The sequence below is a fragment of the Dysgonomonas sp. 37-18 genome (assembly GCF_001899125.1).
GTDB lineage: Bacteria > Bacteroidota > Bacteroidia > Bacteroidales > Dysgonomonadaceae > Dysgonomonas.
Genome location: NZ_MKVC01000040.1, coordinates 159394 through 172320, shown reverse-complemented (window position 1 = coordinate 172320; position 12927 = coordinate 159394). Strand labels below are relative to the sequence as shown.

The 12927-nt window shown below is 37.4% G+C and carries 11 protein-coding genes and 1 pseudogene; 5 read left to right on the top strand and 7 right to left on the bottom strand.

The window, feature by feature from the left end; translation table 11 throughout:
• Positions 1–99 precede the first annotated feature (99 nt).
• The 5 genes from BGO84_RS14980 to BGO84_RS14960 all read right to left on the bottom strand — a co-directional run bounded on the left by BGO84_RS14980 (position 100) and on the right by BGO84_RS14960 (position 4103).
• Positions 100–801, bottom strand: coding sequence for a porin family protein (locus tag BGO84_RS14980; protein WP_291030394.1), 702 nt, complete (start codon positions 799–801; stop codon positions 100–102).
• A 5-nt stretch (positions 802–806) separates the two neighbouring features.
• The gene (locus BGO84_RS14975) at positions 807–1685 is read right to left on the bottom strand and encodes a transporter (RefSeq protein ID WP_291030392.1); all 879 of its coding nucleotides are present in this window, start codon (positions 1683–1685) and stop codon (positions 807–809) included.
• A gap of 7 nt (positions 1686–1692) precedes the next feature.
• Positions 1693–2610 (bottom strand): transporter, encoded by a 918-nt coding sequence (locus BGO84_RS14970; protein ID WP_291030390.1) that lies wholly within the window; start codon positions 2608–2610, stop codon positions 1693–1695.
• A gap of 6 nt (positions 2611–2616) precedes the next feature.
• Positions 2617–3267, bottom strand: a complete 651-nt coding sequence (locus BGO84_RS14965; protein WP_291030388.1) for an outer membrane beta-barrel protein — start codon at positions 3265–3267, stop codon at positions 2617–2619.
• 113 nt (positions 3268–3380) lie between these two features.
• The gene (locus tag BGO84_RS14960) at positions 3381–4103 is read right to left on the bottom strand and encodes an MBL fold metallo-hydrolase (protein ID WP_291030386.1); all 723 of its coding nucleotides are present in this window, start codon (positions 4101–4103) and stop codon (positions 3381–3383) included.
• 295 nt (positions 4104–4398) lie between these two features.
• Between BGO84_RS14960 and BGO84_RS14955 the strand changes: the two genes are divergently transcribed.
• From BGO84_RS14955 to BGO84_RS14945, 3 genes and pseudogenes are all read left to right on the top strand, one after another.
• On the top strand, positions 4399–5589 hold the full coding sequence (locus BGO84_RS14955; protein WP_291030384.1) for a DUF418 domain-containing protein: 1191 nt from the start codon (positions 4399–4401) through the stop codon (positions 5587–5589).
• Positions 5590–5876: 287 nt separating this feature from the next.
• Complete coding sequence (locus tag BGO84_RS14950; protein WP_283686440.1) at positions 5877–7295, top strand: Gfo/Idh/MocA family oxidoreductase; 1419 nt, start codon at positions 5877–5879, stop codon at positions 7293–7295.
• A gap of 57 nt (positions 7296–7352) precedes the next feature.
• Positions 7353–8036: pseudogene (locus tag BGO84_RS14945) on the top strand (DUF1080 domain-containing protein); the annotation flags it as partial.
• 176 nt (positions 8037–8212) lie between these two features.
• Here BGO84_RS14945 and BGO84_RS14940 read toward each other — a convergent pair.
• Complete coding sequence (locus tag BGO84_RS14940; protein WP_291030382.1) at positions 8213–9664, bottom strand: amino acid permease; 1452 nt, start codon at positions 9662–9664, stop codon at positions 8213–8215.
• Positions 9665–9825: 161 nt separating this feature from the next.
• A complete protein-coding gene (locus BGO84_RS14935; protein WP_291030380.1) occupies positions 9826–11277 on the bottom strand; it encodes an amino acid permease in 1452 nt (483 codons plus the stop codon).
• Between the two features lie 224 nt (positions 11278–11501).
• Here BGO84_RS14935 and BGO84_RS14930 point away from each other — a divergent pair, with 224 nt between their 5' ends.
• Both BGO84_RS14930 and proC read left to right on the top strand, forming a co-directional pair.
• Positions 11502–12050, top strand: a complete 549-nt coding sequence (locus BGO84_RS14930) for a hypothetical protein (RefSeq protein WP_291030378.1) — start codon at positions 11502–11504, stop codon at positions 12048–12050.
• Positions 12051–12054: 4 nt separating this feature from the next.
• Complete coding sequence (gene proC, locus BGO84_RS14925; protein WP_291030376.1) at positions 12055–12840, top strand: pyrroline-5-carboxylate reductase; 786 nt, start codon at positions 12055–12057, stop codon at positions 12838–12840.
• Positions 12841–12927 lie beyond the last annotated feature (87 nt).

The following is a 12927-nucleotide window of genomic DNA, read 5'->3' as shown; positions in this document are numbered from 1 at the left end:
ATTATTAATCTACAAATCTATAAAATAATTATACAGCATTGAATCTTATAAATCAAAAAATATTTTTAATCAAATCCTAGTCTTGTATTATTTCTGAATTCAAAATATCCGATAACCTAAAGTTAAAAACAAAGCCCTGTTATATGACGAAGAACTGCCTCTGGAGTAATTGATCAAACCATGTTCGTAACCAAAGTTCAGTAATATACGTTTACATTCTACTCCTGCAGATCCGGCTAAGCCCATGTCGAAGCGTTTCAGTGTTTCGCTTGAAAAAGTGTCATATTCAAACTCTGAATATTCGGTATAAGTACCATTCGATAATTCACGATCCCCCGGTAGAGCCATTTTTAGAGCTTCTTTTGCTTTATATTTTCCACCAATACCGTAGGCAAGATATGGTCCAAAAGTAAAATTGAGGCGTACCGCCCTTGAAACATTCAGTCTGTAGCCCGCTTTAATAGGTAAGACAAGATATGAAGCTCTCACCTTTTCTTCCGCCATATAAAAATCAGGAGAATAGCTATCTCCGTTAATATCTCCGACTGCCATTGAATTCGAATTTGCTCCTTTCATAGCAAAATCCAATCCTGTTTGCAAAAATAAATTATTAGGGAGATTCATTTCCAGGCCTACCCCTCCTCGAAATCCATATTTGGAATCGGTAGAACTACCCTTTACCCGCATATCGGAAAGACTTCCTCCGGCATTTATAGTAAAAGACAATGGAGAGCTTTGAGCTGCAATATAATTCCCTGTAGAAAGTAGTATTGCAAGTAATAAAAGTTTAATAGATTTCATATTAGTTATTTAGAGTTAAGTTCTGTCTTGTATCTTACATAAGCAAACTGTTTACTGTCTGGCGACCAAGAATTGACATTGAATGTTCCTTGACCTCCAAAAACTTTTATTAATGTCTGAGGTTTGCCTCCTGTAGCCGGCATTATGCGAATCTCTATATTTTTGTAGCGTAGATGCTCGTGAGGTTCAAGATCACCTTTTTTGTATGCTATATAAACTACATGTTTGCCATCGGGTGAGATATGAGGAAACCATGAGTTGCTATCTTCATCAAAAGTCATTTGAGTCTGTTCCGAACCGTCTGTTTTCATTCTCCATAGTTGCATCAATCCGGTACGGACTGAGTTGAACCAGATGTATTTACCATCAGGTGTGTATTCCGGCCCGTCATTCAATCCTTCCGAGAAAGTAAGACGAGTTTCATTCGTTCCATCTATATTTATAGTATATACATCCATTTCTCCTTCTCGGTTTGCGCAATACGTCAGTGATTTTCCATCAGGACTCCACCCGTGCAGATAACTCGGAGCTGATGGTGTCACTTGTCTGGGAGTACCACCTTCGGCGGGCAGTATAAAAACAGTAGGTCTCCCTTGAGGCAATGAACGATGGCTTACTGCAAGCCACTTGCCATCGGGAGAAACGAGATGGTCATTATTACATTGGTTTGCAAAGCCGGTATCTATTAATTGCGGTTCGCCTCCCGATGCAGATAGTTTATATATTAATCCCTCACTGTTATATATGAGCCATTTTCCATCAGACGTCCAGTCGGGAGCTTCTATGAGATAAGGAAATTCTTTTATTAATATACTTTTGTTTGTAGAGATGTCGAATATTTCGAGTATACTGGTAACTTTCTCCGGTTCGGGATTATAATTCATTTTATTATTAATTGTTTAGACGATAACTTACAAAGACGATATATTTACTATCGGGTGACCATGAATTAACATTTATAGTACCCTGCCCTCCAAATAGTTTTGCCAATGTTTTAGATTCTCCTCCATTAGTCGGCATGATTCGTAATTCTACATTCTTATTAGGCAAGTGTTCATCGGGCTTTAGATCATCTTTGTAATATGTAATAAATACAACAAGCTCACCATTGGGTGATATATGTGGAAACCAAGAGTTACGTGTTTCGTCAAATGTCATTTGAGTTTGCTCCGTTCCGTCAGCTTTCATTCGCCATATCTGCATTAGGCCTGTGCGCACTGAATTGAACCAAATATAATTTCCATCGGGCGAGTATTCCGGACCATCATCCAAACCGTCCGAATGTGTGAGTCGTTTTTCTACACCACCTTTAGCCGGAATAGAATAAACATCATAATTGCCTTTTCTTTCGGCACAATAAGTTAGGTATATTCCATCAGGACTCCAGCCATGTAGGTAACTTGGTGCTAATGGGGTTATGAGTTGAGGATCTCCACCGCCAATGGGTAATGTATAGATGCGTGACAGCCCATCTTCTTTTGTGCCGTGGCTGATTGCTATTTGTTTTCCGTCGAAAGACAATACATGGTCGTTGTTGCAATTGGTTGCAAAACCTGTGTGTATTTCTTGTGGCTCATCAGGAGTGGCAGGGGAGAGCTTCCAAAGTTTACCTCCGCTATTATGAATAAGCCATTGTCCGTCATAAGTCCAGTTTGGCGCTTCTATCAGATAAGGGAATTCTTTTACTGTGGTTCGCTCACCTGTCTCGATATTCAGTATTTCAAGAATACTGGTTATTTTATTCTGTTGTGCTTGTATAGATAACAAACAAAACGACAGAAAAATCAGCAGGGAGGCATTTCGTAGCATGGCTTGTCATTGTTTTATAATGTAATTAAATCCTATTCCTATTTGTATAGGTGTAGAGTTTTTGGATTTAATAGCTTCCGGTTTAACTTTTGAGAAATCGAAAGTATTATAGCCTAACCAACAGTTAATAGCCCATCTTTCTGTTACAGGAAATTGATAGCCAGCCCTAATCTCGTACTGAAGTCTGTATTTGTGAGCAGATCCCTCCATGTTGGTTATCTTGTCCAGATTGAGATTCATTCGGGTATACGATAATCTATTCTCAAGATACAGATACTGAGCTCGATCTCTCTTGTCGTCATAACCTATCGGGAAATATAATTTGGGGGCAATATAGGGTGCCCAATATGTGCCTCTGTATATGTCTTTGAAATCTCCGTTGGTTTCACCTATCCCTCCTTGTCCTATATTAGGATCTGTGTAACCTACCTTTTGATTGAATCCACCAAAACGAAATCCGGCTTCTACTCCGAAGAAAAAGATAAAATCATACTCGTATCCTATGCTACCACCAACAGCTGTGGGGTTGTTCTTCTCACTGTTGAAATAATGCATTCCCCAAGACATATCTATCCCGGCATTAAGCTTATGACCCTCTTGTGCAGAAGCAAATAAGAATGTCAGTGATAACGATAATAGAGATATTATATTTTTCATAATGTAATGGATTTACCTATTGTATCCAAATGTTTTGTACAGTAGCATTGTTATGTACAAATCTAATGAAAATAGAATAAATTACGCCATAAATTGAATATATTTTGTTGATGTCAAAATTCGAAGCTTTCCCCTGTGTGCTGCCACTTTATAAACTTACAACCTTTGCTTTCTGCATATTCAGCAAATGCGTTTGCCTTATCATAAGCTTCTCCAAAGTGCATTGGTGCAAAAAGGTTTGTTTGTATAGCATCTAAAAATTGTTCAGCACCTTTCATATAATCTTTCCCCAACCTGGGATCTACAGGAAACATGGCTAAGTCGAGATGTTTAACTTTGTCGATTACTAAATTCAGTTCTTTCTGATAAAAGTCCTCCGCTTCATCTATCTCTTCTTTAGTAGACTCTTCATTCCAATGCCAGTTATTCAAGTCTCCTGCATGAAAGATGATTTTTCCTTCTATATTTATCAAAAAAGAAATGCCTAAGTCGGTAGAACCAAAAGCTTCAATCGAGAGTGTTTCGTCACTGTATGTATCCGATTTGTCAAGGTATATAGCATCCCTCTTTTTAGCTTTCCTGTATTTTAAGATGTCTTTCGAAAAGATATAAATAACATTCGGGTGTTCCCATTTCCATTTTAGTATTTCTTTGTTGAAATGGTCGTGGTGTGAATGAGTACAGAGGACATATATCTTTTCCTTTTTTTTCAGAAGTTCTTTGTAAACGATACCTTCGCCGGATATATCAGACGAGTCTTTGTAATAATCTATAATGATCGTAAAATCATTACCTTCTATTGCATAACCGCTATGAAAAATATAAGTCAGTTTCATTTTTTTATTGATAATTCTTTTTTCTTACTGAGTTGTCTATTATTAAACTCTAAACTCTAATCATTTGTTTTGGCAATACAATCTTCTCTGCATATTAGAAAGGTTATGAAGCACAACATCTAAAAGTTATCGATTTTAATAATGAGTATAAATTAGCAGATGATACTACATTATAACAAATTTAAGAAAATAAAGATTCTGATGAGATAAGTCGTGTTTTTTAGGTTACATAAAAGGTTTATGTTAGATTTGCATCTCAAAATAGAAGAGTATCTTAACATTTAAATCTTAAAAAATGCCCGTATCTACTACTCTAATCAGTAATAATCGTATTGAGATCGCAGATGTATTGCGCGGTTTCGCTGTAATGGGAATTACCCTTATTCACTTTATTGAACGTTTTAGTCTCTATAGTTTTCCGGAGGAAACATCAAATTTTATGATGTTTACCGATAGAATAATTTGGGATAGTATATTTTTTACTTTTTCCGGTAAGGCTTATTGTATTTTTGCATTACTTTTTGGCTTCAGTTTTTTTATTCAAGACAATTCACAAAAAGAAAAAAGAAAAGATTTTCGTGGACGGTTTACTTGGCGATTAGTATTGCTGTTTTTTATAGCGTGTATCAATTCTACTTTATTTCCGGGTGAAATATTAGTGCTCTATGCTTTACTCGGTTATGTGCTGATAGCAGTTTGTCGTTTTTCTACTCGTACGGTAATGGCTATAGCTATTGTTCTTCTTCTGCAACCTTTTGAATGGGGACAAATAATATATGCTCTCTTCAATCCCCAATATACCGGGATTAATGCTCAGTTTGACGCTCCATATTGGGAGATAGTCAATGTAGCTCAGAAAGAAGGATCTTTCTTCGAAATGTGCAAAACAGCTATATGGACAGGTAATATTGCCAATATGGGGTGGATGTTATTACATGGGAGGGTTACACAAACTGCAGGATTATTTATGATCGGTATGTTAATAGGACGTGGAAGAATATTTCTTTATTCCGAGAAAAATATAAAATTATGGATTAAAGTATTTATTATAGCAGTCATAGCATTTTTTCCAATTTATGGCTTGATTGCTACTCTTCCTGAATTTGTGAGTCGGGATGCATTGCTTGTTCCTTCTATCCTTATACTTAAATCTCTTTCGAATCTTGCTTTTACGGGAATATTGTTTGCCGGAATAATACTTGTTTATTATTTGACAAAGTTTAAAAATATTCTTCACCAATTAGCACCTTATGGACGCATGAGTTTGACAAACTATCTGTCGCAGTCTTTGATAGGTAGCTTCCTGTTTTACAATTGGGGATTAGGTCTTTATAAATACACAGGTATTACTGTATGTTTCTTGATGGGTATTGGAATATTCCTTATTCAGTTTTTCTTTTGTCATTGGTGGCTTCGTTCTCATCGTCATGGGCCATTGGAATGGCTGTGGAAAAAAGCAACCTGGATTAAGATAGCAAAAGAATAGCTTCTTTAAGATCATTATTAATCAATGTTTAGATAACCCTTATTGTTAACTTTAATAAAATAGTAGGGCGATATGTAGTTTGTGGCTGAATAATGATTTTATGTTATAAAACATAAAAAATAAGGTTGTAAGCCTGTTTTTTTTATATGCTTGAATATTAGTTTTTTACAAGTATTTCGCAGCTGTGTGTTCGCACACACGTTTTGATTTTAATAAATATATGCCTTATTTTGTATAGCTCATATTTATATAACACTTGGTGACTATTAAAACTAAATATATAATACATGGTAACACGCAGAAATTTCTTAAAAACCGCTGCAATGACCTCTGCCGGTATCGCTGTAGGTACGATGAACCCATTGAATGCGGCAAGTTATAGCAGAGTAGCGGGAGCAAATCGCAAGGTGAATATTGCTTATATAGGTATAGGTAATAGAGGCGAACAGATAATCGATGACTTTGAAAAAACGGGCTTGGTGAATGTCGTTGCTCTATGTGATGTAGATATGGGCGCGAAGCATACCCAAAAAGTGATGGGCAAATATCCTAAAGCAAAGCAGTTTAAAGACTTTAGGGTGATGCTCGACAAAATAGCAAACGAGTTTGAAGCTGTTGCTATCGCTACACCCGATCATTCACATTTCCCGATCACAATGTTGGCTATGGCTAACGGTAAGCATGTGTATGTAGAGAAACCAATGGCTCGCACTTTCTATGAGGCTGAATTGATGATGAAAGCTGCCCGTAAATATCCGAATGTGGTGACTCAGGTCGGAAATCAAGGTCACTCTGAAGCTAATTACTTTCAATTCAAAGCTTGGCAGGAAGCAGGTATAATAAAGGACGTAACTTCTGTAGTAGCTCATATGAATAATCCCCGCAGATGGCATACATGGGATACCAATATTTATAAGCTGCCTGAGGCGCAACCTATTCCGTCCACACTAGACTGGATGACTTGGAATTGTGCTGTTCCGTACCATGACTATAACGAAAAATATCATTATGGAGAATGGCGTTGCTGGTACGATTTTGGTATGGGAGCTTTAGGGGATTGGGGTGCTCATATTTTAGATACTGTACATGAATTTCTGGATTTAGGACTACCTTATGAAATCAATCCCGTGAAATTGACAGGCCACAATGATTATTTTTTCCCAACATCTTCGACTATTCAGTTTAAATTTGGTCCGAGAGGTGAGATGCCGGCTTGTGATATAACATGGTACGATGGCGTGGATAACCTTCCTCCAATCCCTGAAGGATATGGAGAGTCGGCTCTCGACCCTAATATTCCTGCCTCGGGAGCAGGTGAAATAAAGAAAACGTCTCTAAATCCGGGAAAGATTATTTATAGTAAAGATTTGATTTTCAAAGGAGCTTCACATGGTACTACACTTTCTATCATACCGGAAAGCAAGGCTAGGGATATGGCTTCTAAATTGCCGGAAGTACCGAAGAGCCCTTCAAATCATTTCGCAAACTTCTTGCTAGCATGTACAGGAGTAGAAAAGACTCGTTCTCCGTTTGAAATTCATGGTCCATTAAGTCAGGTTTTCTCTTTAGGAGTAATGGCTCAACGCTTGAATACGAAATTTTATTTCGACAGTAGAACAAAACAAATAACAAATAATGCGTTTGCCAACGCAATGCTGACCGGAATTCCTCCGCGCAAAGATTGGGAACAATATTATAAAATATAAAATCAGATATCATACATGAAGAAATATATATTAGCGGTTGCTATAAGTTTATTTACGATGTCTCTGTTTGCTCAAGATAATGTATTGACCGAGCAGGAAACAAGAGATGGATGGAAATTATTGTGGGATGGTAAAACAACAGAAGGATGGAAAGGAGCCCGAATTAGTACTTTCCCATATAAGGGTTGGGTAATAGATAATGGTATTTTGAAAGTACTGAAAAGCGGTGGCGGCGAATCAACGAATGGCGGAGATATCGTAACTACCCGTAAGTATAAGAATTTTATACTGAAAGTAGATTTTAAAATTACAGAAGGAGCAAACAGTGGAATAAAATATTTTGTAAACCCTGATTTAAATAAAGGAGAGGGTTCTGCAATTGGCTGTGAGTTCCAGATACTTGATGATGAAAAGCACCCGGATGCAAAATTGGGCGTAAAAGGGAATAGAACTTTAGGATCGTTATATGATCTGATTCCTGCATCGGCAGATAAACCTTTTATCAAGAATGGTTTTAACACTGCTACTGTTGTAGTTATTGATAATAAAGTTCAACATTGGTTGAATGGCGTTAAAATTGTTGAGTATGAACGTAACAGTCAGGAATGGAATGCATTGGTTGCTTACAGTAAATACGCAAACTGGGCTAACTTTGGAAATGCAGCGGAAGGCAATATTTTACTACAGGATCATGGAGATGAAGTGTGGTTTAAAAATGTAAAAATTAAGGAGCTGAAGTAATAAACCTACTAATTATAAAGATTAAAGAGGTTGTGCCGAAAATATTTTTTATCACCAGTCAAGTTTGAATGAAGTGAAACATCTCGTATCTCAATAGCCGAGATTCTCCATTACACTAAAAATGACAAGACGGATAATGATAAAAGTATTTTACTTTTGGTACAACCTCTTTTATGTTATCTCTTGTTTAGTTTACTATGCTTAATTCCGTAGGTGAAGTAAATAACGAAACCTATAACCATCCATACTATCAACCTGAGCCAAGTATCCAAAGGCAAGGCAAGCATCTGTGACAGACATATTAGAACGCCTAATATAGGAACAAGAGGAACAAGAGGTGTTTTGAATGGACGCTCTACATCCGGACGCGTTTTGCGTAGAATTATTATTGATATACATACCAGCGTGAAAGCCATTAAAGTTCCGATAGACACAAGCTCCCCGAGTACATTTATCGGTAGAAGCCCTGCTATAAGACCAACAGCAATACAGGTTACAATCGTTGAATTGTGAGGTGTGCTATACTTAGGATGTACTTTCGAAAAGAATTTAGGAAGTAACCCATCTCTGGATATAGTATAGAATATACGTGATTGGGCAAGCATCATAACCAAAACAACAGAGCTTAATCCTGCTATGGCACCTATTTTGATTGGCATACGCAGCCATACAAGACCTTCTCCCGCATTGTCTATAGCTAGAGCGATGGGAGCAGGGACACTCAATTCTTTGTAATTTACTATTCCCGTTAACACAACCGTAACGGCAATGTATAAGATAGTACATATAAGTAACGATAGCAGTATTCCTTTGGGCATATCTTTTTGTGGATTCTTGGCTTCTTGCGCAGTTGTTGATACAGCATCAAATCCAATGTAAGCAAAGAAGATAACTCCTGCACCACGAAATATTCCGCTCCAACCATAATGGCCAAATTCTCCTGTATTTTGAGGAATGTAAGGTGTCCAGTTGGCAGTGTCTATAAATGATAGCCCAAAACCTATAAATAATAGTATAACAACAACTTTAACGACAACTACGATGTTGTTTAACGTAGCAGACTGACTTATTCCCCGAATCAACAGTACAGACATAACTGCCACAACAAACATAGCCGGGAAGTTTATAATGCTACCGGTTGTGACCCAACCTCCGGCGGAGGTGTGATCGAATGGAGCTAGGCGCATATTCATTGGTATATGCAATCCGAAGTCGTCGAGGAAACTCACAAAATATCCCGACCACCCAACAGCTACAGTTCCGGCCGTGAACAGATACTCGAGTATTAGATCCCATCCTATAAACCAGGCAAAGAATTCTCCTAATGTAGAATAGCTGTAAGAATAGGCACTTCCTGCTACGGGAATCATGGATGCAAACTCCGCGTAACAAAGGCCGGCCATTGCGCATCCTAATGCAGAAATAATGAAAGAAATTGTCAGCGCAGGGCCTGCATAGTTTGCAGCAGCAGTTCCTGTAAGAACGAATATTCCGGTACCTATGATCGCTCCTATGCCTAAGGCGATTAAATGCCTGACCGATAAGGTCCTTTTCAACCCACCCTTTTCTTGGAGGGAATCTTTGAGAATGGATGCAATATCCTTCTTGCGGAGTAGTTGTTCTTTCATTAAGTTGTTATATTTTATGCGTGTTGACAAAAATAATAACTTTTTGAAATATTTTGTATTAGTTGTGTGTCAAAATGATTGTAAATGTCGAAATTAAATTTCTTAAAGGTGCATATTGGTGCTGAGAGGATTGTACGAACTTACTCCTTCTGCACAATGCCTTACTTATTATTCAGTTTACTATGCTTAATGCCATAAGTGAAATATATAATGAATCCTAGAATAGTCCAGCCAATCATTCTTTCCCATGTGCTCCAAGGTAGAGATACCATTTGTACGATACATATAGCAGCACCTAAGAGTGGAACAAATGGTACAAGTGGTGTTTTGAATGGACGCTTTAGGTCTGGCTGAGTTTTACGTAGTATAACAATTGATATACAAACTATAGTGAATGCCATTAACGTACCGATTGATACCAATTCGCTGAGTACATGCAATGGAAATAGACCCGCTATTAACCCTGTTACAATACTGGCGAATATAGTTGCATTATGAGGAACACCATGTTTAGGACTTACTTTAGAGAAGATACTTGGTAATAAACCATCTTTTGAAATAGCATAATATATTCGCGATTGTCCTAACATCATAACTAAGATTACGGAACTAAGTCCGGCAATAGCTCCAAGCTTGATAAAGGGACTCAGCCATGCCAGACCTTCACCTGCACGGTCGATCGCTAATGCGATGGGTGCATCTACGTTGAGGTCTTTATAATTTACTATTCCTGTCAATACTGTTGTTACACCAATATAAAGAACAGCACAGATCAGTAATGATATGAGGATACCTTTTGGCATATCTTTTTGAGGATTACGAGCCTCTCCCGCAGCAGTAGACAGGGCATCGAAACCTAAATATGCATAAAAAACAACAGCAGCCCCACGAAGGATTCCTGTCCATCCGAAGTTTCCATACCCTCCTGTATTTTCAGGGATATATGGCACCCAGTTGCTTGTGTCGATATATGATAAACCAAAACCTATGAATAATAGAATAACACCGACTTTTATAACAACAATGACATTATTGACAAGAGCTGATTGCTTTATGCCTCCTATAAGAAATGCGGAAACTATGGCTACGATAAATACAGCAGGAAAATTGATAATTTTCCCTGTCCACACCCAGCTTCCGTCTTTCAGGTGATCGAAAGTTGCTCCTGCTATTTGCTCGGGAAAATGTATTCCCCATTCATTTAATAAGCTGAGCATGTAACCAGACCATCCCACAGCAACGCTGGAGCATGCAAAAAGATATTCAAGAACTAAAATCCAACCTACAAACCAAGCTAATACTTCGCCCATTGTAGTATAGCTGTAGGAATACACTCCTCCTGATACCGGTATCATTGCGGCAAACTCAGCATAGCATAAACCAGCCATAACACATCCCAGTGCTGATATAACAAAAGAAATAGTTAAAGCCGGGCCCGCATACATTGAAGCTGCCTGACCGGTAATAACAAAAATACCTGTGCCTACAATGGCTCCAATTCCTAAGGTTATAAGGTTGGTAGCAGTCAGACTTCTTCTAAGCCCTTCTTTGTTTTCTGAAGGCTCTGTAAGTATAACCGAAATGTCTTTTTTCTTGAATAATCTATCGAGCATAATTTAGAATTTGTGCAAAAGTAAGGAAAATGAAATAATTATCTTGTAAATGGAGGTGTTTTAGATAAAAAAGAAATATTTTTTGATAATTTTACGTTTTACTGATATCAATCAGGCATTAAAATAGAGAATGCAAAAAAAAGTAAATGGTGATAAAGAAATAATATAACGAGTAAAACATTAACTATTTTTTAATTACAACAAAAGAAGCTTAACAGCGAAGAATGGCTATATTAGATGACTTTTTAGACCGTATAGAATTGTTGAACGATGATTTTATGTGGTACAATTATAAAAACAGTCCGGCAACAATAGAACAAATTGAAGATTATGAAAGATCCTATGGGATAAGTTTTAACGAAGAAGTAAAGACGTTTTTACTCTCATTAGGTGCTGTAATACTCGAAGTAGAAGAGAAAATTTGGCCTAGACCTCAAGAATATGATGTAGTTCCGGCATGGGAATTTGGGTATGGAATGTTTATTTATGGATTATCCTCAGATAAAGATATGCTATCATGGCTTACTTATGATGAAAAATACAAGGAGACGGCAAGTTCTGGCAATGGGGATTATGGACAGATGTTTTATAAACGAAGTGGAAATCTTTATAGGGCATATATAAACAGTGAAGGAATAATAACTGTTTTAGAAAATGGAATAAAAGAGGAAGGGATTATATTTGATGGTAATTTCTATGATTTCCTCATAAATGAGATAGATAAATTGGAAGAAGATTATAAAGACTATATAAAGAAACACTATAATAAATAAGTATATGAAAATATCGATTATAGGCGGAGGAAACATGGGTGGAGCTATTGCTCGAGGATTGTCTACCGGCTTACTTTTTAAAGCACAGGATATAACGGTCGTTACGAAGACCTCGGCTTCGGCTACTCGGATGAAAGACTCGGGTTCAGGCTTAAATGTAGTCGCCAGTGAGTACGATTCATTAGATACAGCCGATATTGTAATTGTTGCAGTTAAACCATGGCTTATAGAGGAAGTATTGTTGCAAAACAAAGATAGATTGAAAAATCCAGCTCAGATATTGGTGTCTGTTGCTTCCGGTATTTCATTAGAGCAGTTAGCGAGTTGGTCGGTAGTCGGGAAAAGCATCTTTCGGGTGATGCCAAACACAGCGATTGCCGAAAAACAAAGTATGACTTTTGTCTCTACTCTGAATGCTCAAAAAGAAGATATATCACAGATTGTAGATATATTTAATGAATTAGGAAAAACAGAATTAATCGATGAAAAGTTACTATCTGCAGCAACATCCTTAGCATCGTGCGGTATAGCCTACGCGTTTCGTTATATTAGAGCGGCGATGGAAGGTGGTGTGGAGATGGGGTTGTATCCAAATCAGGCTAAAGAAATAGTGATGCAGACGTTGTTGGGTGCAGTGAAGCTGCTTGAGGTAAATGGCTCCCATCCCGAAGCCGAGATTGATAAGGTAACCACTGCCGGAGGTATAACAATAAAGGGACTTAATGAAATGGAGCATGCGGGGTTTACTTCATCGGTTATCAAAGGATTGAAAGCAAGTAATGTAAAGTAATATATGCTCCGAATGATATAGAGTCTTACTCAAAATAGTAAGACTTTTTTTATACATATAAATCACTCGATAGCCTGATTGTATTTG

Bases quoted from the DNA above. Each gene is read 5' to 3' on its own strand.
- BGO84_RS14965 (WP_291030388.1), bottom strand. From the start codon at position 3,267: ATGAAAAATATAATATCTCTATTATCGTTATCACTGACATTCTTATTT.
- BGO84_RS14940 (WP_291030382.1), bottom strand. From the start codon at position 9,664: ATGAAAGAACAACTACTCCGCAAGAAGGATATTGCATCCATTCTCAAA.
- BGO84_RS14955 (WP_291030384.1), top strand. From the start codon at position 4,399: ATGCCCGTATCTACTACTCTAATCAGTAATAATCGTATTGAGATCGCA.
- BGO84_RS14935 (WP_291030380.1), bottom strand. From the start codon at position 11,277: ATGCTCGATAGATTATTCAAGAAAAAAGACATTTCGGTTATACTTACA.
- BGO84_RS14930 (WP_291030378.1), top strand. From the start codon at position 11,502: ATGGCTATATTAGATGACTTTTTAGACCGTATAGAATTGTTGAACGAT.
- BGO84_RS14975 (WP_291030392.1), bottom strand. From the start codon at position 1,685: ATGAATTATAATCCCGAACCGGAGAAAGTTACCAGTATACTCGAAATA.
- proC (WP_291030376.1), top strand. From the start codon at position 12,055: ATGAAAATATCGATTATAGGCGGAGGAAACATGGGTGGAGCTATTGCT.
- BGO84_RS14970 (WP_291030390.1), bottom strand. From the start codon at position 2,610: ATGCTACGAAATGCCTCCCTGCTGATTTTTCTGTCGTTTTGTTTGTTA.
- BGO84_RS14960 (WP_291030386.1), bottom strand. From the start codon at position 4,103: ATGAAACTGACTTATATTTTTCATAGCGGTTATGCAATAGAAGGTAAT.
- BGO84_RS14980 (WP_291030394.1), bottom strand. From the start codon at position 801: ATGAAATCTATTAAACTTTTATTACTTGCAATACTACTTTCTACAGGG.
- BGO84_RS14950 (WP_283686440.1), top strand. From the start codon at position 5,877: ATGGTAACACGCAGAAATTTCTTAAAAACCGCTGCAATGACCTCTGCC.